The sequence below is a fragment of the Halorhabdus amylolytica genome (genome assembly GCF_004944975.1).
In the GTDB taxonomy this organism is placed as follows: domain Archaea; phylum Halobacteriota; class Halobacteria; order Halobacteriales; family Haloarculaceae; genus Halorhabdus; species Halorhabdus amylolytica.
Window position 1 is genome coordinate 14,245 of sequence record NZ_SPQG01000005.1, and the last position, 21,355, is coordinate 35,599.

General features: G+C 62.7%; 15 protein-coding genes. 5 read left to right on the forward strand and 10 right to left on the reverse strand.

Going from position 1 to position 21,355, the window contains the following annotated elements:
• Positions 1-35 precede the first annotated feature (35 nt).
• Together E3374_RS08295 and E3374_RS08300 are read right to left on the reverse strand one after the other, a co-directional pair.
• Positions 36-602, reverse strand: a complete 567-nt coding sequence (locus tag E3374_RS08295) for a hypothetical protein (RefSeq protein WP_136688620.1) — start codon at positions 600-602, stop codon at positions 36-38.
• A gap of 152 nt (positions 603-754) precedes the next feature.
• The gene (locus E3374_RS08300) at positions 755-3,253 is read right to left on the reverse strand and encodes a glycoside hydrolase family 31 protein (protein WP_136688621.1); all 2,499 of its coding nucleotides are present in this window, start codon (positions 3,251-3,253) and stop codon (positions 755-757) included.
• Positions 3,254-5,155: 1,902 nt separating this feature from the next.
• Between E3374_RS08300 and E3374_RS08305 the strand changes: the two genes are divergently transcribed.
• On the forward strand, positions 5,156-5,926 hold the full coding sequence (locus tag E3374_RS08305; RefSeq protein ID WP_136688622.1) for an IclR family transcriptional regulator: 771 nt from the start codon (positions 5,156-5,158) through the stop codon (positions 5,924-5,926).
• A 96-nt stretch (positions 5,927-6,022) separates the two neighbouring features.
• Here E3374_RS08305 and E3374_RS08310 read toward each other — a convergent pair whose 3' ends face one another.
• From E3374_RS08310 to E3374_RS08320, 3 genes are all read right to left on the reverse strand, one after another.
• Complete coding sequence (locus tag E3374_RS08310) at positions 6,023-7,144, reverse strand: PfkB family carbohydrate kinase (protein ID WP_136688623.1); 1,122 nt, start codon at positions 7,142-7,144, stop codon at positions 6,023-6,025.
• Positions 7,145-7,857: 713 nt separating this feature from the next.
• Positions 7,858-9,048, reverse strand: coding sequence for a 5-(carboxyamino)imidazole ribonucleotide synthase (locus E3374_RS08315; protein ID WP_136688624.1), 1,191 nt, complete (start codon positions 9,046-9,048; stop codon positions 7,858-7,860).
• A gap of 148 nt (positions 9,049-9,196) precedes the next feature.
• A complete protein-coding gene (locus E3374_RS08320) occupies positions 9,197-11,032 on the reverse strand; it encodes a flippase activity-associated protein Agl23 (protein WP_136688625.1) in 1,836 nt (611 codons plus the stop codon).
• 185 nt (positions 11,033-11,217) lie between these two features.
• Here E3374_RS08320 and E3374_RS08325 point away from each other — a divergent pair, with 185 nt between their 5' ends.
• From E3374_RS08325 to E3374_RS08335, 3 genes are read left to right on the forward strand one after another with little or no spacing between them, the layout of a single operon-like run.
• Positions 11,218-12,417 (forward strand): pyridoxal phosphate-dependent aminotransferase, encoded by a 1,200-nt coding sequence (locus E3374_RS08325; protein ID WP_169051808.1) that lies wholly within the window; start codon positions 11,218-11,220, stop codon positions 12,415-12,417.
• A gap of 58 nt (positions 12,418-12,475) precedes the next feature.
• On the forward strand, positions 12,476-13,144 hold the full coding sequence (locus tag E3374_RS08330) for a hypothetical protein (protein WP_136688627.1): 669 nt from the start codon (positions 12,476-12,478) through the stop codon (positions 13,142-13,144).
• Positions 13,141-14,457, forward strand: coding sequence for a hypothetical protein (locus E3374_RS08335; RefSeq protein ID WP_136688628.1), 1,317 nt, complete (start codon positions 13,141-13,143; stop codon positions 14,455-14,457). The genes E3374_RS08330 and E3374_RS08335 overlap by 4 nt, the downstream gene beginning before the upstream one ends.
• Before the next feature lie 79 nt (positions 14,458-14,536).
• On the opposite strand, the gene E3374_RS08340 is transcribed toward E3374_RS08335, so the two are convergent.
• The 3 genes from E3374_RS08340 to E3374_RS08350 all read right to left on the reverse strand — a co-directional run bounded on the left by E3374_RS08340 (position 14,537) and on the right by E3374_RS08350 (position 16,145).
• Positions 14,537-14,992, reverse strand: a complete 456-nt coding sequence (locus E3374_RS08340) for a hypothetical protein (protein ID WP_136688629.1) — start codon at positions 14,990-14,992, stop codon at positions 14,537-14,539.
• Between the two features lie 77 nt (positions 14,993-15,069).
• On the reverse strand, positions 15,070-15,498 hold the full coding sequence (locus E3374_RS08345) for an adenylyltransferase/cytidyltransferase family protein (protein ID WP_136688630.1): 429 nt from the start codon (positions 15,496-15,498) through the stop codon (positions 15,070-15,072).
• 137 nt (positions 15,499-15,635) lie between these two features.
• Positions 15,636-16,145, reverse strand: coding sequence for a Mov34/MPN/PAD-1 family protein (locus tag E3374_RS08350; protein ID WP_136688631.1), 510 nt, complete (start codon positions 16,143-16,145; stop codon positions 15,636-15,638).
• Positions 16,146-16,269: 124 nt separating this feature from the next.
• On the opposite strand from E3374_RS08350, the gene E3374_RS08355 reads away from it, so the two are divergent.
• Positions 16,270-18,189, forward strand: a complete 1,920-nt coding sequence (locus tag E3374_RS08355) for a DHH family phosphoesterase (RefSeq protein ID WP_136688632.1) — start codon at positions 16,270-16,272, stop codon at positions 18,187-18,189.
• A gap of 117 nt (positions 18,190-18,306) precedes the next feature.
• Here the strand turns inward: E3374_RS08355 and E3374_RS08360 are convergent, their stop codons facing one another.
• Positions 18,307-19,959 (reverse strand): phospholipase D-like domain-containing protein, encoded by a 1,653-nt coding sequence (locus E3374_RS08360; RefSeq protein ID WP_248299423.1) that lies wholly within the window; start codon positions 19,957-19,959, stop codon positions 18,307-18,309.
• Positions 19,960-20,056: 97 nt separating this feature from the next.
• Positions 20,057-21,352: a HEAT repeat domain-containing protein gene (locus E3374_RS08365; protein ID WP_136688633.1), complete on the reverse strand. Its 1,296-nt coding sequence runs from the start codon at positions 21,350-21,352 to the stop codon at positions 20,057-20,059.
• Positions 21,353-21,355: the final 3 nt, after the last annotated feature.

Genomic DNA, 21,355 nt, shown 5'->3' on the forward strand with positions numbered 1-21,355 from the left:
TCCCTCTATCGAGTATCAGTTCCAGGTTCGAGGGCTCACTCCTCGAATACGTATATCGGGACCTTACAGTGCTGGCAGGCCAGCACTTTCGTGGGCCCTCTGGGACCGTGTCCCCCACAGCAGGACTCGTTCATCGTGACCAGTTCGTTCGCACAGACGGGACACGAACTGAGAAACTGACGGAGTGATCTTGCGGCCAGTCGGGCAGTTTCCGATGGGACACCGGTATCTTCCAGCGTCCGGACTGAGGCGACATCCGCGACCGCCAGTACGTGAGAGACCATCCTGTCGGCTTCGACGCCACCCGTCCGTTCCTCGAGTGCGTAATAGGGCGTTCCGCGATACTCGGTTCGTTCCGCGTCGACGCCGGGATAGGTCTCTTCGATCTCGGCACTGAGTGTCCGACCACGGAGGGCCGCCATCCGGTCGCGCCACTCACGGTGGAACTCCTCGGCAACCGTTACCTCTGCCTCGCCGAGGAGAACGTCGTTCTCGAGGAGTATCTGGAGAATGCGTCTCCCCCGTCGTTCGGCCGGTTCCGTCCCGGCGATCCCCATGGAGACGGTCTCGTTCCCTCCGGTCGACGTGCTGTCTTCGCTCATCCCTAGCGGGGTCGGTTCAGCTCCCCTTAAATCTACTGACGGCGACCGGTGCGGACCGTGAACCGTCCGACGGGCGCCCCGTTCAGGATCGGTCGAAGTCACGTGTGAGACGAGTTCGACAGTGAGCGAGCGGGCCGAACCCCGGCCGCCGTTCAGGGGCGGTCCAGATCGCGTTCGGTGTGGGAGCCGTCGTAGACGGCCGTCGTCGGGTCCGTCGCCGGCTCGTGACCGACTGCATTCCCTTCGGAGACCACGGAGGCTTCGATCATCCGTTCCTCGCGGAGTTTGGGGAAGTCTCCGTCGCGTTCCTCGACGACGAGCGTGTCGGTCGACTCGTCCCATCGAAGCGTCGTCCAGGCGTACTCGCCGTCCTCGTAGTCGTACCCGTCGCCCCGATCCTCGTAGACATCGAAGGACGCGTCAGCACCGGGATAGACCCGGATCTGCCACGGCGCGTCCGGGTTCTCCTCGGTGTGTTGCTTGACCGGCCCCATCGGCAGGATGCTTCCAGCCGGGACGAAGATTGGTACCTTTTCGAGAGGTGCGTCTGCCAGGATCGTCTGTCCACCGTCGTACCGCCGGCCGGTCCAGAAGTCGAACCAGTCCGTCCCCTCCGGCAAGTACACTTCGCGGGCTTGGACTGTGCCGTCGAGCGGTTCGGACTCTGGTCCATAGTACATCGGTTCGGTCACAGGACAGACCATCAGCGACGGGCCGAACATGAACTGATCGACGATGTCGTGGACTGCCTCGTCCTCGCGGAAGTCGAAGGAAAGATGGCGGAACATCGTGTACTCGCGGTGGGTTTCCCACCCGGCCAGCGAGTAGATGTACGGCAACAATCGGTAACGTAGTTCGTCGAATTTCACGATCGTGTCGTAGGTTCGATCGCCCGGCTCGCCAAAGCGCCAGACCTCCCGCGGCGTGTCGGTCCCGTGAGAGCGCAACATCGGAAGGAAAGTCCCGAACTGGAACCACCGGGTGTACAGTTCCCGGTAGCCCTCGTCCTCGTGGCCATCCGGGTAGTTGCCGTCGATGAACCACTGCGGTGCGCTATCGACGAAGAACCCGCCGACATCCAGCGTCCACCTGGGATTCCCCGTCGCGGTGAATTGCAACCCATCGGCGATCTGTTTCTCGAGGCGGTCCCAGGTCGCCTCCACGTCGCCCGACCACGTAATCGCACCGTAACGGTGTTGGCCAGGATAGCCGCTACGTGTGAGATTCACGACCCGTTTGTCTTCGGTGGTTTCGCGTTGGCCCTCGTAGATCCCCTTCGAATGCAGGAGGGAATAGGCGTTGATGTATTCGGGATCGATGACCGTCTTGAGCGCGTTCGCATTGTGTCGCGTGCGCTCGAACGGCTGGAGTTCATCATCGAGGCTCCAGTCGGCGGCGTACGGTTCAGTCGAATCACACCACCAGGCGTCGACCCCGTGAGAGAACAGCCCGTCGTCGGCGTGCTTCCAGTACAGCGCCCGCGCGTTCGGGTCGAAGACGTCGTAGTAACCCTGTTCGTTCTCCGGTCCGGGGACGATGTCCGTCTCGTCCATGATGAACCCGTTGTCCTCCATTTCCTTGCGGTCCCGACCGGAATGCATGTTCGGCCAGACGGAAATCATCAGCTTGACGCCGAGATCGTGGAGGTCCGCAGTCAATTGATCGGGATCGGGGAAGCGATCGGCGTCGAAGGACTTCTGTCCCCACTGGCCCCACTCGGCGTCCGGCTGGTTGTCCGGGGCGAAATTGGTCTCGCCCTCAGATGGCCAGTACTGCCAGTCCTGGACGATCACGTCGAGGGGGATCTCCCGATTCCGGTACTCCTCGACGACCGAGAGCAGTTCCGACTGGGTCTCGTAGCGTTCTTTCGACTGGACGAACCCATAAGCCCACTTCGGGAACAGCGTCGGATCACCGGTCAGGGCCCGGAACCCGGCGACGACATCGTCGAGGTCGGGGCCGGCGACGAAGTAGAACTCGAGCTGATCGTCACATTCCGACCAGAAGTACGAACCGTGTTGATCGTCGTGGAACGCGGCGAGGGAGTAAGTGTCCCAGAGGATACCGTACCCTCGCGTCGAGACGATCGCCGGCATCGCGACCTTCGTGTTCGTCTGGTAGAGGTGCTGCATGTGGTCGCGGTAATCGTCGATGCCCTCCTCGTGTTGTCCGAGGCCGTAGATCGCCTCGTCGTCCGCGAAGTCCAACGCTACTTTCGTCTCGTAAGCGGTTCTGGATAACGACGGTTCGGGCCCTGAGACGTCGTCCCCGACAGCCTTCTCCTCCGGGGACACTTCGGCGATGTGTTTGCCACCGCTGGTGGGCTCACCGACGTACCGGGTTCCATCGGCATCTCGCCAGGTGAACGCCGCCGTTTCACGGTCGACCGCCAGCGTCACCTCGTCCGTCGAGACGGAACAGGTCTCACTTCCCGTTCGAACCGTCCAATCGACATCGTCGTCCGGAAGTGATTCCACAATGAAACTCCCGTCTGCGGGCGACACCGTTTCGCCCGTATAGACGACCCTGAAGACAGAATCGGTTACAGGCTCGACCCGCAGAACAGTAGCCGTCGATTCGGCTGCTGTCGAATCGGCACCGACCGCGAACGTGACGCCGTCCGAGTCAGTACGCACAGTCTGTATACTCATTGAAGCACCAACGTAGTTGGGTTCTCCACAAACCATATTAAACCTTGTTCAATCATCCCCGGCGGTGGCCAACAGACGATCGCTGCTGTGAGAGATACCATACACCACGGGACCGGCGTGATCTTCGCTGGAACGCGAATTCCGTCCTCGACGACGTGTCACTCCAGGATAGATAGCTGGAACGAGCTACTGACACACCCTCAAATATGGTCAGAACCGATTCGGAAATGAACGAGCCCGAGTAGTTCGACTGCGTTCCTCAAAAAGGAACGGTGTCGTAAACGTTTGGGTGCCCGGACCCCGAATCCAGACGTTTGGGCTGAGGTCCCTCCCTATCGACGTTTACCGAACCGACCGCCGACACACGATACCAAATAACCCGAAAACGTCGATTCCGCTACTATACGGGGGCTGTCCTCAGCCCACTCGGGACGGATAGATAGTCCTCTTGAGGTGTGTAGTGAGGGAAATACGGACCGTTTGAGGCCGTGTTCCGCCCTCCCAGGACGTGAAATATGTTCCCCACAGAGGAACAGAGGTACAGAAATGCCGAATTCGATCGTGTACGATGGCAACTACGTACAGTTGCGACGGTAGATCGAGACAGAAAACGACGTGGGAAGATGGGTCGTGAGTGGCCACAGCACCAATATAATAACGACAGTACATCTGTTATGGGATGTAGGAACTGCACGTATCAGGAAGCCCCCGTTCGGGATTGTGGGCCTTCGGGTACGAAAACGACCACGTGGGGTATCCGAAGAGAACAGTACTGGGCTCGATACTGGGGCGCCGATCGCGCCGGCCTATGGATCTGTGACAGCTCCGCAGAAGACTGGAACTCGTTGACTGGCTCCACTACGATCGACTCGACCGACTTTGGGGACGTTCCTCGAAGCACTCCCCAGCGGTGTTTCCCCTTCCGTACTCGGATCGAACCGCGAAGTCCGGTCGTTATCGTTTCGTCCCGAGACAGTCCTCTATCCGGCTATGGTGGTGGACCCAGGGCCGAAACCTCGAAACCACGATACTGTTGGGGTCCCCCCTAGACATATTAAATATCTCTGTTGGTTAAAGAATTGCAACAGAATAATTATATTTTTGCCGTCATCCCCATTCGCTGTTCGACAGGCCGAGAGCTGGTTTAGCTACGCTCTGTCCGAATCCACTGAATTCGGGCGATTTTGGGACGATATCTCCAATTTTCCGCGCGTGCTGTCTGAATCCCTAAATTGTCTCGAACATCGTATCACGTACCGATTGACGGTCGTCGTACCTCCTATATAGACAGTATTGGCCCCAATACTGGTGTTTGAGCTATTTCAAGTGATCTCTGGAACGTACCCGTTACCTTCCCAACCCCACTCATTGGTTATCTGATGGTTCCTCGATCTACCCGCCTTTATCACGAAGGGTTCCCCAGAACACTCAGATTAATTTTATATATTCATATTTTATAAGTAGGAGGGAAAGACTAGTCACTGATCGATGCCAGCGTACCCCTCTCGGCAAAGAGTTGGTCAAACAGATGGAGTCGTCCCGTCAAGGAACGGAGCGGAATGAGTTTCCCGCCCCGTTCGACGACCCTGGGCGTGGTATTTCCCGGCCTCCGAAGTTCGAGACGTACGGGTCCGTGGCGGCGGACGATGTGTCCGTCCGATCCACACACAGTTCCGTAGGGCTTCACGTCCGTTCCTCCTGAAGGAACAGGTTGAGACCTCCACGAGCGCGTGCATGTCCGAGAATCGTCACCTATACCATGTCTAATGTGCTCGAATGCCATACTATATCATAACGATTAATAACCTACTGAATCCGGATCTCGATTGAAAACTGGCGTCGCTGGAAACGACGTTCCCCAGAAGGGAATACCGTTATTAAAAGCCGACGTGTACGCGGGGTATGGGCAATCGTTCGGGTGCAGGTCCGCCGATCCAGTCGGTCGACATCACCTGTGATATCATCGACGTGATCGCGGAAGAAGGGCCGATCGGCGTCTCCAGATTGGCAGAAACTCTCGGCCGTTCGAAGAGCACGATCCACGACCACGTGACGACGCTCGGTGAGAACGAGTTGATCGTCGAGCGCAATGGGGGGTACTGCCTCAGTCTGCGACTGGCGGGACTCTCCCGGCAGGCGAAGAAACAGCACTCTGATTTCTCGATCGTCCGAGAGGCCGTCGACGAACTATCGTCCAGAGTAGGAGAGCCTGCACACTTCGGCAGCGAGGACTTCGGTAACTTGGTCTACCTGTATCGTACTGATAACGACGCGGACGTCAGTCAGCCGTATCGGCCGGACGTCGAGGAACCACTCCACTGTACGGCTCTCGGGAAGGCCATCCTGGCATTCATGTCCGACGAACGAGTCGGGGAAATCATCGACACTCACGGACTCGAACGTCGGACGCCGAACACGATCGCGGATCGTGCCGAGCTCCTAGAGGAATTGGAACGGATCCGGGCACAGAAATTCGCGACCGATGACGAAGAACTGGCCAACGGGATGCGTAGCGTCGCGGCGCCCATTATGGACGACGACGATCTGATCGGTGCCATCGGCATCTTCGGTCCCGTCTCCAGGTTCGACGACGAGCGAATCGACAACGAACTCTCCGATCAGGTCAAGCGGGCCGCCAACCTGATCGAGATTAATTCCATGTTTTCCGAATGAGAAACAGTGGGCGAAAAGAGTAACCGATCAACGTCTTGAGCGAACAGGGAACGGCCGAACTGGCACGTAGCGGTCCGGATAGTCCATACGTCGACGTCACGTTCGCCAGTTCTCGATGGAATAGGAACGGAGGAAGCTATTGAGATCCTCGGTGGTCGGAATACTTCCCTGCCGGACGAAGTACCCGGCGATCGCGTTCCCGAGTGCAACTGTTTCGTGGGGAGGGAGTTCCAGGATCAGGCCCATGATGATTCCGGCGTTGAAGTAGTCGCCAACGCCGGTAGTCGAAACCGGATTGTCGGTCTGGGGGACACCGATGCTGACTTGCTCCGAATCGGTTACTAACACGGATCGGGTCGCCCGATGGGTGACAAAGCGAGTGACACCCAGTTCCGCTCGTGCTTTGGCCGCCGTTTCCATCTGTGATCGATCACCTCCAGTCGAACCGGACAGCGCCGCGATGTCCTCAGTCTCGAACTGGTTCGCCGAGACGGTGACCGGGACCTGCTCGTCGAGTCGAGACAACATCTCACCACCTCGTTGAACGACCGAATTCGGTCGCTTACCGATGTTCCCCGGGTCGACGAGGACGTGTTTCGGCGGCGAATCGAGTGACGGGAGGAGTTCTTCATGTAATCCTTCGAGTATCGAATGCAAGTCACTGATTTCGGCCCAGTAGCCGATACTGAGCAGTGCGGCACCGTCTAAGTGCGTGGCGAGTCGATCGAATCCGACTTCCTCACTGAGTGTCGTCCAATCGAGAAACTGCATCCCTCCTGCCTCCGTCAGCATGAACTTCCAGTCGTCGAACTCGATCGCATCCGTGTACGCCGGATCGCCGAGGGATTCGAGTTCAGACCCACGAAAATCCTCGCGGAAAATCTCATTGGGCGGCTGTCCGAACATCCCGATCATTACCGGATCGTACGCCAATTGTTCGAGGACGCGCGAAATGTGACAGGTATGACCGCCGACTCTCCTGTTTGGAGTTGTCCACTTCAGGAGTAGCGACCGCTCTGCTCGTGCTGCCGCCGAAATCTGCTCACCGAGCTCGGCGAGATGATGGACACGACGAGAGATCTCCTGATCAGGCCCGTCATTGACGATCTCCCGAATGCGATCGACGTACCCGTCGAACCCGAGAACGACCTTCTCACCCCCTAACTCCGCCGGGATGTTCGCTATATCGGAGTCCCGAAGCCCGTCCATATGAGACATGTCCCGTTGTTCCACTTCTAGATACGTATATGTTAGTACACCGAGCGAGTGATCGATGTCTGTGGTGGATATCAGGCCGACCGAGGCGAGAGTATCCCCACTCTACCAATACATCAAGATAACATACAACATATTTAGATTATGTGTCTGCTGGAAAATTATCGCTGTAAGTCCAGCGCGGCTCGAACGGACGAAGTGATTGGTCGTCTGCAGTTACTATCGGATCGAGTCGGAGTAGACGAAGTTACGGCCAGCAATTTCCCGTTCAGATCTCCTTTTGTCGGCTTTGGATCTATAGATGGACTGTCTCGATCGCAGATATCCTTATCGAAGCAAACTGCTGTCGATATTCGGTATAACGTCGGTATCTGGCGCTTTAGCCCCCGTTCAGATAATCACCGTCGACGAATCTCCACAGAGACGTCAGAGTCATCTGAATAGGAGAGGCATGGACGCCGCCACAAGAAACGATCGATGACGAAATCATATATTACCCTATACCTCTAAGAAAATATAATTTTATTTACCAGAATCGGATGGCTTCGAACCCGGATTTCGATGTCACACGGTAGGATGACACCGCAGACGAACCGGAGACAGTCAAAAACTGAGATGAAGACGGGCGGACGAAAAGACGAACCGTGGTCGACAGGACGAGCCGTCCCGAACGTTTCCGGGTCCGCCGACGTGGCGTGGAGGGGCCTGCGAGGGAGTCACTGGAACGTCAATTCGTCGCGAATCTCGCGAGTCTCTTCGAGCAACGCCGCTGGATCGCGATCGTCGTTCCCGACGGTCGTGACGTGGCCCATCTTCCGCAGGTGATAGACCTCCCGCTTGCCGTAGTAATGCATCGACGCGCCGTCGGCTTCGAGAACGCGATCGACGTTCCGAAGCGTCGCCTGTTGTCGCCCGTCGACATCCCCAAGGATGTTCGTCGTTACCGTCGGTGAGCGGCGGTCGGTTGCTCCCAGCGGCCAGCCGGCGACTGCCCGCAAGTGTTGTTCGAACTGTGAGGTCAGACTGCCTTCGATCGTCCAGTGCCCGGAATTGTGCGGCCGGGGTGCGATCTCGTTGAGCAGGATGTCACCGTTCGCTGTCTCGAAGAGTTCGATCCCGAAGACGCCCCGTCCGTCCAGCACGTCCAGGACGTCCATGGCGACTTCACGGGCGCGTTCTCGAACGGCGGGATCAGCCCGGGCCGGTGAGACTGTCTCCCGGAGGATCTCCTCGCGGTGGATCGTCTCGGTGACGGGGAACGTATCGCGCTCGTCGTCACCCTGCACACCCATGACAGCGAGTTCACGCTCGAAGTCGACGAACCCCTCGACCATCGCCGCGCCGGACGGATCCCCCAGGTTCACGCCGGGAGCGGCCTCGACGATCGTCTCGAAAGCGCCCTCTAGGTCTTCCGGTGACTCGATCGGAACGTTCCCGCGACCGTCGTACCCGCCCTCGCGGGCCTTCAACATCGCGGGATAGCCCAGCTCATCGAGTGCGTCCCCCAGTTCGTCGACCGAGTCGACACCGCGAAACGGTGGCACCGGGACTCCCGCGTCTTCGAGGCGGCGCTTCTGGACGAGTTTGTCCTCGATCGTCCGGAGCGTGTCGGGATGCGGGTGAACCGGCGTCCCTGTCTCCTCGCTCACGGAATCGAGGACGTCCGTCCCGGCGAGTTCGATCTCGTAGGTGAGGTAGTCCGACCGTTCGGCGAGTTCCGTCAACGCCTCGCGATCGTCGAAATCGGCGACGATCTGTTCGCGAACGACCGGCGAGGCCGGTGCCTCGGGCGTCGGGTCGACCACGAGCAGGTCCATCCCCAGCGGTGTTGCCGCCTCTCCGAGCATCCGGGCGAGTTGCCCGCCGCCGACGACGCCGACGGTCGGGCCGGGTAGCGTTCTGGCCATGGGTACCTCGCGGTTCCCCAGTCGTAGTCAAAAGGGTTGCCCTGGAGATCGACGACGAACTACGGCGAAAGAGCGTCCCTGAGAACGCCGCATCGAAGCGACGTCCGAATACGACCGACGACGAACCACGGTAGAGGAGCGTCCGGTGTCAGGTCTCGCGGTTCCAGAAGTCCTCGTGGACGTAAAACGTCGCTTCCGAGCCGTGCGTTCGGAGCTGGTAGGTGAGTGGGTGATAGTCCTCCGCGAGCTCGTCAGCCGGGACGGTGGGATCGGCGTCGCGAGTGATTACGACGGGGACGGGATCCTCGCCACTGGTCCGCTCGAGGAGAACTCCTGTGTCGTTCATGCAATCGGTCTCGGCATCGTAGGCGACGAAGTACCAGTTCAGCGGGAGCGTGTTGCCCCACTCCGTACAGACCGGCCTGAAATTGTAGTCGGCGCTTCCCGGATCGTCCCTGAGATAGCCGCCGTCGTCCGTAGACCCGTCGTAGACCAGCACGTCAGTCCCGTCGTGAGCGGGTGCGATCGACTGAATCTGATCCAGGACTGGACGGAGGTTGTCACCCGGCTGGGCGTACTGGACGATCGGATTGTCGTCGGCACGGTCGTTCGGCGCGTAGGCCGTGGTCAGCGCCGTCGAGACGACCACCAGTCCAACCAGTCCGACGACGACCACTGATAGGCCGACGTCGATCCGATCCCTCGCTCGATAGGCGTCGAGTCCCCATCGACAGACCGTCCCGAGACCGGCAGCAGCCACGATCGCAAGCGGAACCAGTACGTGAGTCATCCCCCACGCCCAACCGGTATCGATCGACAGTGCCAGGGGATACCCGACCATCGACGCCACACCGGCGTAAAACATGAACAACACCAGCGGTCGGCTCTCGGCGACGGCGTATCGCTCCCGGAAGAAGCCGACGACCGCAAACCCGACGAGCGGTCCTGCCTTGAGGGCCATGCCCTCGGCCATGCCGCCGATCCGCGTCAGATAGTCCCCGACCGTGAGTTTCTCGACACCCCCGCCCCAGGAGACGTACTCAGTGACGCCGTAGGTGAGCGTGTGACCCACCAGTTCGGGGAACTTCGTCGGGTTGCCGATGGCGTCCCAGAGCCCGACGTTCGCACTCGGATCCGCGGGCGGATAGGTGAGTCCGTCGAGTCCGGCACCACGCGGTGCGAAGAAGACCACGAACAGCCCGCCAAAGACCGCCCCGAGTGCGATGGCGTGGCCGACGTATCGCCCCATAGTCGATCGATTTACGGCGGCGACTCGTTCGCGTGCCGCCGCCAGCTTGCTCGTCGTGAATCCGATTCCACTCCGGTAGTTCCGCGGTCGGAACATCGTTGCGTCCAGCAACAATGCGCCCGCTCCGAGCCACGTCAAGACGTACAGAATCGCGTTTTCCTTCGAAGCGACACCGAATGCCAGGGTAACTGTCGCCGCGTAGAGGTACCGTGTCTTCCGGGAGGCGTGAAACCGCAGAAGGAAGCCGAACGTGGCGAACATGAACGTCGTGACCAGCAGATCGCTGCGCATGAACCGCGAGTAGTAAAGCAGGACGGGGTTGGCCGAGAGGAACGCGGCCAGAACGACCGTCTCGACGTCATCGAGATGGTCGCGGTACAGCAAGGCGGCCAGCGGTAGCAGGCCCCCGACGATGGCAACCGGGACGCGCGTGGCGAAGTCATTCGTCCCGAGAAGGTCGAAAAGCACGCGATCGGCGTGTTGGATGAACGGTCCATGAATGATGTACCGATAGGCGAAGTGACCGGTCTCGCGGGTGTAATCGACCCAGTGCGCCACGCGGGCCTCGTCCCAGTGGGCGACGCGGAACCCCAGGAAGGCAAAGCGGGCGACCAGACCGGCGATCGTCAGCGCGACGACGGCGACGACGACCGGATGTGCGCGGACAAACGCAATGATCCGACCGACGGCGCCGCCAGTGGAGGGGGAGTCGGCAGCGTCTGCAGCCTCGGACATATTGGCTTGCTGTGTGCCGGGGGGTTAGAATCCTTCTGGTATCGTGTCTCGCTGGCAACGACCGCGTTCGGGGCGTGGTCGCCCGCCGGAGCGGTACATCTATTAGCGCCGCGGAGTCAGGACAGATCACGACCGCGGATGTGCCGGTCCGCACACGATAGACTGGCGATCCGTAAGGAGACACTATGCATATGGACTTCGCCGAACGCGTCACGCGAGTCGAACCGAGCGCCACCATCGCGATCAGTAATCTCGCCGCCGAACTCGAGAGTGAGGGCGTCGACGTCGTCGACTTGAGCGTCGGCGAACCCGATTTCGACACGCCCGAAAACATCAAAGACGCCGCCAAAGCAGCGATGGACGCTGGAGCGACGGGCTACACTCCCTCCGACGGAATCCCCGAACTCAAGGACGCTATCGTCGAGAAACTGCAGGCCGACGGTCTCACACAGTACGGAACCGAGAACGTCCTCGTCACGCCGGGTGGTAAGCAAGCGCTGTACGAGGTGTTCCAGACGCTGATCGACGGTGCTGACGGGTGTGGCCCGTCAGCTAGCGGGAGTTCGTCCCGCTCTGGCGACGAGGTTGCCCTCCTCGATCCGGCGTGGGTCTCCTACGAGGCGATGGTCAAACTCGCCGGCGGCTCGCTGGCTCGCGTCGACACCGCTGCCCACGGGTTTGATCTCGAACCGGCCCTCGACGACCTCGCGGCGACCGTTTCCGACGATACGGAACTCCTTGTCGTCAACTCCCCGGGCAACCCCCACGGGTCGGTCTACTCCGACGCTGCCCTGGAGGGCGTCCGTGACCTGGCCGTCGAGCACGACATCACCGTGATCTCGGACGAGATCTACAAAGAGATCACCTACGACGGCCGCGAGGCGACCAGTCTAGGTACCCTCGACGGGATGGCAGACCGGACGATCACGCTCAACGGCTTCTCGAAGGCCTACGCCATGACAGGCTGGCGGCTGGGCTACTTCGCCGGCCCCGAGGACCTCGTCGAGCAGGCCGGAAAACTCCATTCACACTCGGTGACGTGTGCGGTCAACTTCGTCCAGCACGCCGGCGTCGAAGCGCTGGAGAACACCGACGACAGCATCGCGGAGATGCGGGCAGCCTTCGAAGGACGGCGGGACATGCTGGTCGACCTCTTTGCCGAGCACGGCAAAGACGTACCCGAACCGGAAGGCGCCTTCTACATGATGTTGCCCGTCCGGGAGGATGATCAGGCCTGGGCCGAGGAGGCTGTCGAGGAGGCCGCCGTCGCCACGGTCCCGGGCAGCCCTTTCGGCACGCCAGGGTACGTTCGGCTCTCGTATGCGGCCAGCCAGGAACGCCTCCGGGAGGCCGTCGAGCGACTGGCCGACGCTGACTTGCTGTAGATCTCCTGTTCGGTGTTTCATAGGAAAGTACTTACTACGTGACGTTTCAACGGTGGGTATGTCCCCCACGCGCCGCCAGGTCCTCCGCGGAGCGGTGCCGGCAGTTCTCGGACTGACAGGGTGTGTGAGCAGCGACGGCCCCGACAACGACGGAGACGACGATTCCTCCCGTCGCGAGGACGACCGTGCAGCCGTCGAAGACAGCGGACGCGTGTCGGATCCGTCGGTCGTGAAGCCCCGCAATCCCGACGGGCGGCGCGTCCTCGACCCGCCCGAGGACGAGTACGGTGTCGGCTTTCTGGTCGGATCGACAGAGACGGCGGAGGCCCTGCGATTCCAGCCGGGTGTGCCGTCGGCGGACGTGACCGCGACGCGGGAGTTCCTGGCCGCGACGGACTTCACGGAGGAGACAGTCTACGTCACACACATCCGGCCCAGGTCCTGCTACCAGTACCGGATCCACTCGGTGACCTGGCAGTACAGCGACGTCGAGTACGAGTACTGCCGTGAACTCCGGTCGCCCGACGAGCAGTGTGTGGCCGACACCCGGGTCGGCATGGCCCTTTGCTTTCGATTGCCGGCCGTCGTCGACATGGACGTACACTCCGGCGGCTCGAGTGGCCGCTTCCCGTGTGAGGGGAGCACCACTGACTATGCTGTCATCGAGAGCAACGCGACGGTGGGGGGTACCACGACGACCGAGGACACCGCGGGTGAGGACCGATGACCCGACTGTCTACGCGCAGAGGATTTCTCGCCCTCGCCGCCGCAGGGGCCACTGCGGGCTGTCTCGGTCGTGGTAACGGTTTCTGGGACGATCCGCCGGCTTTCGACCGCTCCGGGCTCGAGTCGGTCACCGACCGACCGGTCCCGGATCGGCCCGCCGTCATTCCGGTCACGCTGACCGAGGCCCAGCGTGGCACCCTCCGCGAGCGCGTCGAGAGCCGGCTGGCGACGATTCCCGACCCGCTCACCGCCGAAGTGCTCCCGAACGGAACGATTCGGGAGGCGATCGTCGACCACCGGGCCGAGGCGCGGTCGGCCCTCGGGAGGATGCGATCGGCGTCCACAACGGTGGAGACAGTCGAGGCGGCGGCCGACGCGGCGGCACACGCCGGGCGAGCGGCGGCCGCCTGGGCGGCCGTCCTCGTCGATCGGTCGCCGGCCGACGTCGTTCTCACGGACGCCCAAGCGGACGAGAGGGTACAACGGGCTGAGAGGGCGTTACCGGGCCGGGCCGCCGACGCCCAGTCGGCGATCGTCGTCTACGGCGTCCTCGAGTCCTGGCTCTCAGAGGCGAGCCACCACAGGCTCGCCGGGGGCACCAGAAGTCCCCTCCGCGTCGGCCGGGACGCCGCAACCAACGAGCGCGCCTGGGCGTGGACGACCGCAGCCCCATTCGTCCGGGCCCGCTACGAATCGAGCCTGGCGGATCCCGAGCCCTTCGGTGACGCCCTCGAGGACGCAGTCGCCACGCTGGCTGAACCCACCAGAGAACGGTTGGTCGAGTTCCGACGGTCCGAGTCCGCCGACATGCTGTACAGACAACCCGACAGGGACGCGCTCGTCGAACGGGACGTCCGGCGAGGCGAGCCGGGAATGGCGCTATTGGGGGAGAAGCTGGATGAAGTGTATCCTGACTACCACCTGCGGACAGTCGTCTGGTCCGAACAGCGATCCTACCCGGCCTATCGACTTCGCGAAACCCACTGGGTGTACGCCGCCCTCGACGCCCTCGAGACGGTGATCGCCCGCATCGAGGACGGCGCGGACCTGTTCCCTTCCGACGCCGCGGCTGTCCGGAGTGTGCGACGTGAAGCGACCGACGCCGTCGATGTGCTCGCGGGATCGAACCGGCCGCTGGAACGGTTCGTCGCCTCGCGCCTCGCCCGAACGCTCACGGAAGCGGACGAGGCGCTGACGGACTCGGACTCCGACAAGCGGACGATCGCGAGTGTATACGGCGAGTACGTCTGGGCCCGGCTGGTCGCCGATGCGACGCCGGCCGCGACGGAGACGATCGCGTCGGCCCTCGAGTGAGGGCGTCCTCGAGCGGGACCGGTCTCACAGGCGATTCGGCTCAGGAACGCTGTTCGTTCTGTCGTCCCGTCGGTCGCCCTCAGCCGGCCAACTTCACGACCCCGCCGGCGGCGATGGCGACTCCCGCGGCCAACGTCACCATAATCCCGATACCCGGGTCCGTGAACGCGCCGACGAGTTCCCCTTCCACTCCACCGCCGAAGACCGAGCCGGGCGAGACGACGAATATCACCGCGATCAGCGCGATCACGACACCGGCCACGACCTCACCGATGCGAGCGAGGTCGTTGTCCGGGACGCCGAGGGTCAACACGACCGCGACGACTGCCAGTCCGATCGTCAGGATCGGGCTGAAAAGTGGAAACACTGCGTCCGAGATCATGTCGAAGCCGTTCGCGCTCCGTCCGTCGCCGAGGTCGCCGGTGATCGTCAGCCAGGGGAGGAATGCCCCGAGGATCGCGGCCAGCGCACCGACGCCGATCAGCCCCGTTCCGACGTCGAATCGTCTACGTTCGTCTCCTGACTGTATTGACATGTGTAGATAGCTTCACGAGCACGCTACCTAAACGTTGTGGCCCGCGTTTGGGTCTTCGAGTGGTGGCGAATCCGTACTCACTCGCGCGTCGCGAGAATCCGTTCGACGATCCGGCCGGTCGAGAGCACCGCGCCCTCGTAGTTCGGTTCGTACGCGCTCGCACGGCGGACCGTACAGTCGATCCCACGCTCGGTGAGCGCGTCGGCGATGTCCTTCCGGTCGTGGTGCTGGTCGTAGCCCAGCACCAGCACGTCCGGGTCGATTCGCTCGACAGGGACGAAGATGTCCTCCGGGTGGCCGAGATGAACCTCGTCGACAGGGTCCAGCGCGGCGACCATCTCCCGACGCTGGCGATCCGGAAGGATCGGCGACTGCTTGTGCGTGACGTTCTCGCCACGGGCGACGATGACGTGCAGGCGATCGCCCATCGTCGCCGCCTCCCGGAGGTAGTGGAGGTGACCGGGGTGCAACAGGTCGAAGGTGCCCTGTGCGAGTACGTCGGTCATCGACTACCCTCCTCGTTGCCAGCGGCCATCGGTACCTCCTCGTTGCCAACGGTCATTGGCGATCCCCCTCAATGTCAGCGGCCATCGGTACCTCCTCGTTGCCAGCGGCCGTCATCATTTCTCTTCCCCGTAGTCGCTCATCGCCAGCCCTCCCGGCTGTCTCCCTCCTTGCGGAGTTCCCGGTCGATGTCCTCCTGGGTAAAGTCGAAGAAGGACTCCTCGGGTGGCTCGACGTCGAAGACATCCAGATCGATCGGCTCTCCCTGGCTGTCGAAGGCTTGCCAGTCGTCGCGTTCGTAGGGGGCGCCGACGATGATGTGGACATCGCCGCGCTGGAAGGTGGCCAGATCGGCGTCGCTGGGCTGGAGGACGCCGTTGGGGTGGGAGTGAATCGAGCCGACACTCTGGATGTCGTTCGGGATCATGCTCGTCTTGACGGTCGCACTGACTGGGTTGGACTCGGTACCCGGGATGACCAACACGTCCGTGACGACCGTCCCATCGCGGTCGAGACCGAGCGATCGGGCGTCCTCCCCGCGGAGCATGCCCATGTACTCGTGGGGGTGGCTGTCCCGACTCGCCGCCATCGCGAACGACAGAGCGGCCTCGGCGATGCCGATGACGCCTTCGGAGCGAAACAGCCGCATAGGCCACGATCCGGTCGGACGCCTTCTAAGGGTTCCGATGCGTGTAGACTGCCCAAGATCGGGTACGGGTGTCTACCGGCATTTCCAAAGCTTGAAACCGCGACGACGCCGAAAGAGAGCTATAATGTCGATTTCGTCTGATTCCGAGGACGGCGAGGCCGAGGGTTCGGCCGACGACCGTCCAGTAGTGTACGACCTCGATCCGCGCTGTCCCTTCGAGGCTGTCGAGGAGGGCATGATGTATCACGCGACGGTCAACGGCGTCGTCGAGTACGGCGTCTTCGTCGACCTCTCGGAGGAGGTCTCCGGACTGGTCCACGAGTCGAACCTGCAGGCCTCCTACTCGACCGGCGACAAACTGATCGTCGAACTCGAGTCCGTCCGTGATAACGGAGACCTCGCGTTCGCCGAGCGCCGTCCGGACGATTACCGGACTGTCGCCGTCGAGTACGACGACAGCGTTGACGGCGACGACCTCGCGGAATCGATCGGCGAGTCCGTCAGCCTCGAAGGGGAAATCGTCCAGATCCGCCAGACCGGCGGTCCGACGGTCTTCCAGGTCCGGGACGGCGCCCGGATCGTTCCCTGTGCGGCCTTCGAGAAGGCAGGTGTCAGGGCGTATCCCGACATCGACGTCGAGGATCTGGTGACAGTCCGTGGCCGCGTCGAGGAGCGCGAGGACGCGTACCAGATCGAAGTCGAGTCCCTCGAAGTGCTCGAGGGCGAGCACGCCGAGGACGTCCGTGACCGTCTCGAATCCGCCAAGCGGGAGGCTGCCGAGCCACACGACGTCGAACCGCTCGTCGAGTGGGACGCGATGGAGCCCCTTCTGGAAGACTTAGAAAGCGTCGCCCGGCGACTGCTGGAAGCGGTCATCGAAGGGCGTCCCATCCGGATGCGCCATCACGCTGACGGGGACGGTATCTGTGCGAGTGTCCCGCTTTCGGTCGCCCTGGAGAACGTCGTCGAGGAGATCCACGCCGACGCCGACGCCGCACGTCACAACGTCAAGCGACTTCCGTCGAAGGCGCCGTACTACGAGATGGAGGACGTCACCCGCGACCTCAATCACGCTCTGGAAAGCCGCGAGCGCCACGGGCAGAAACTCCCGCTGTTGCTCATGCTGGATAACGGTTCGACCGAAGAGGACACCCCGGCTTACCGTAACCTGGCACACTACGAGGTCCCGATCGTCGTCATCGACCACCACCACCCCGATCCCGACGCCGTCGAGGGACTGGTCGCCGAGCACGTCAATCCCTACCTCCAGGGCGAGGACTACCGGATCACGACGGGGATGCTCTGTGTGGAACTCGCCCGAATGCTCGACCCGTCGATCACCGACGATCTGGAACACGTTCCGGCGGTCGCCGGGCTCTCGGATCGCTCGGAAGCCGAGGCGATGGTCGAATACCTCGATCTCGCCGCGGATGCCGGCTACGGCCGCGACGATCTCGAGGACGTGGGCGAGGCGCTGGACTACGCCACTCACTGGCTGCGCTACGACGCCGGCGAACCGCTGATCCGGGACGTGCTGAACGTCGACTGTGACGACCCCGATCGCCACAAGGAGATCGTCGACTTCCTCGCGAGTCGGGCCGAGCGCGACGTCGAGGAGCAACTCGACGCCGCAATGGACCACGTCGAACACGAATCCTTAGAGAACGGCGCCGAACTCTACCGGATAGATGTCGAGAACGCGGCCCGCCGGTTCACCTATCCCGCCCCGGGAAAGACGACGGGCACCATCCACGATCGGAAGGTCGAAGAGACCGGCGACCCAGTTATCACGATCGGCTACGGGCCGGACTTCGCCGTCCTTCGGAGTGACGGCGTCCGGCTGGACATCCCCGAGATGGTCGAGGAGCTACGCGAGGAAATCCCCGGCGGCGGCGTCAGCGGCGGGGGCCACCTCGTCGTCGGCTCCATCAAGTTCGTCGAGGGACGGCGCGAAGACGTCATCGACGCCCTCGTCGAGAAGATGACCGATGCCGAGATCGACGAGGAACTGCACAGCTCGGCGGCCTTCGCCGACGACGTCTGATACGGATTATTGTAGATTATTTCCGGATGACGCCGAGCCGGGGGTCGACGGATACCGGTACATCACGACAATAATCCGTATGAAACGTAGATTCTCCCGTCGATCGGGCCAGTGACCTCAGAATCTGTCTTCGATAGCGGTACTCCCGTTCTCGACGGCGTCAACGCCGACGCTTCCGTCGAATTCGATCCGTCGACCGACCAGCGTCGCGCCCATGACCGTCAGGAGAACGACCGCGGCGAGTCCGATCGAAAGCCGCCAGATTGCGGCCCGCCAGTCGCCACGGAATACCCGCTCGTAGTAGCCCGCAGGCCCCTCGCCCTCCAGGACCACAACGACTTCCCGATTCTCCCGCGCGGAGTGATCGTTCCAGTTGAGACTCCCCAGAAGCACGATATCCCCGTCGATGACGACGCCCTTGGCGTGGATCTTCCCGAATCGATCGCGAGGGCGGGCCAGCCTGACCGAAAGCGACGCGTCGGCGCGGTCGGCCCAGCGTTCGAGTTCCTCGGCCACCGCACGGTTGTCCTCCGCGGCGTACCACGCTCGCGACAGCAGGAGTCTTACATCGACGCCACGGTCGGCAGCGCGTTTCAGCGCCCTGACGAACGCCTGCTCTGGGCCGCCGACGCCGACCTGGACGACGCTGATCGACTCCTCGGCGCCGTCGAGCCGTTCGATCACGCCACTCTCCGCGTTGTCCGGGGCCACCAGCAGCGCCGCGCCAGTTGCCCTGTGGGTCCGGGGCCGATACCGTCGCTGGAAACTCCCATTCGTCCGACCCCCTTCGCTGAACGCACGTCCGTCGCGGAACTGCTCCCAGTGAACGGCGTCACGCCACCCGATGTCCGCCCGGAACGTCGCGACGAGATCAGCGACTAGCTCCCGCTGGGTGAGGAGGACTCCCCAGCCACGGCTTGACGTCCCCCCAGTCCCCGCGGGTTTCCAGTTCTCCGTGAGCACCAGCGCCCGGTCGTCGACGACGGCGTACTTCGCGTGATGGTGATCGAATCGGGCGTACGGTCCGTCGACGACCCGTACGGTGACGCCGTTCGCGACGAGTCGATCGAGCAGTTCCGCCTGACGTCTGCTCATCCCGCCGACTGGGCCGCCCTCCAGCAAGACACGTACCTCGACACCGCGCTCGCGGGCGGCGATCAACGTCTCAGTTGCCCGCCGTGACCGAAAGGTGTATCCGGCCAGTAGGATTCGGTCGTCCGCGCTCGCCAGTACGTCGCTCGGCAGGCCACCGGCATCGGGCAACACGAACGTCCGCACCCGTCCCGGTCCGGTAGTCCGGACGGGGACGTCAGTCCCGCCGAGAAGTTCCCACGAGATCCCGCCGTCCTTGACGCGTGCGACCTCGCCCTCGGGGGCGTCCCGGTACCCGAGACGGGCGACGACGCGGTTCCCGTCGCCCACTGTTAGGTTCTCGCCGCCGTTTGCGAGCGCGAGGTGTCCGTCGAGTTCGTACACTGTCGCGTCGGTCATGTTTCTCGCTCTGTCGGGATCCGTCGAGAAGACGATCTGACCCGAGACGGTCACGTTCGGCAGGGCGACAGTTGCATCGTCGTCGGCCAGCGTCCAGCCCGCCAGGTTCGTCCCGTTCGGAACGGACAGCGCCACGTACTCGCCCGCGTCACCGTCGGCGACCGGATTGGGATAGACGGCGACGATTGCTGTCTCCCCCGGTCCCGGGACGCCGACAGTGGTCGCTACACCCCCAGCAAGGACTCCAGCGACCAGCAAGCCGACGACTATCCGACGCACACGGGTGTCTGGGTGCGGTCACGTACTTGAACCCGAGGTGCTGCGGTCACGTACTTGAACCCGAGGTGCCCCGGAGCGAGAACGAAGCGAGGAGAACTCAGACGCCTGCCGCCTTCTCTGCCTCGACCTGTACCACGTAGGAGCGATCGTCGGCGTATTCGCCGGCGATGTGCAGCGCTCGTTCGGTGCCGATCTGCCGCAGTGCCCAGGCCGCACTGGCCCGGACTTCGTCGACCTCGTCCCCGTCGAGGACGTCCGCGAGCGGGTCGATCGCCCGGGTGTCACCGAGCAGACCGAGCGCCCGGGCGGCCGCCGACCGGACCCCGTCGTTGTCGGCCGCCAGCCTGTCCGCGACCGCCTGCGTCGCCTCCTGGCTACCGATCTCACCCAACGCCTGCAGCGTGACACGCTGGAGCGCGGGGTCGCCGTCGCCGTCGATAAAGTCGACGAGGGTCTCGATCGCTCGCTCGTCGCCGATCTTCCCCAGCACGCGGACGGCCTGTTTGTCCCGACGACTCGCGCGCTGGGCGACCGGCTCGTAGGCCTCCGGCGGGGCGATCCGCTCGAATGTGTCGAGGATATTCTCCTCCATGAACTCCGAGTCCATGAGATCGAGCGCCAGCAGGATCGGCTCGACGTCTTCGGACTCGCGACTCTCCTTGTAGCGTTTCTCCCAGACGAGGACGGCGTTCAACTCCGGCGGGTAGTCCTTGCGGTGTTCGCCCTCGATGACCTCGTAGAACCCCTCGTATTCGAGTTTCCGCCGGACTGAGAGATCGTCGTATCCTTCGGCGGCTTCCAGGTCGTCGGTTAGGGTCCCCGCCGCCTCAAGCAGGGTTGTGATGGCCTCGCTATCCTCGTCGGGATCGAGGTCCAGTTCGGCGATGGCCTCGCTCGCCTCGGTGAGTGCGTCGCTCGCCCCCTCGACAGTGTCGGCCCCGGCCACGTCGGCGTGATCGGCGACGGCTTCGCCGAACGTCGCGACGGCATCCAGTACCTGGGCCTCCCCGTCGTCCGTCCAGCGGGTGTCGGCGACCGTCCCCGCACCCGTCTGGACTTCCTCGGCCACGTCCTCGACGTAGGGACCGCGCTGGTCCTCGATACTGTCACGGAGATCGGACAGTCGCGACTCTAGTTCCTCCTTGGGGTCGCCCTCGTCTTCGTCCTCGGGTTCCGGCAGAGCAGCGTCCGCGACATGGGTCTCGATCTCGTCGAGGTTTGACTCGATCCCGTCGAGGTCGGCCTCGGTGTCGGCGTCCTCGAGTGCCCCCTCGGCGACGTTTAGGCGTTCCTCGAAGTACGCGACCGTCCCCGGCTCGGCTTCGATCTCAGGATCGGCCCCGTTTCCGGCAGTGGGTTCGGGTTCGGCGTCCTCGCTGTCCTCGTCGCTCATGCC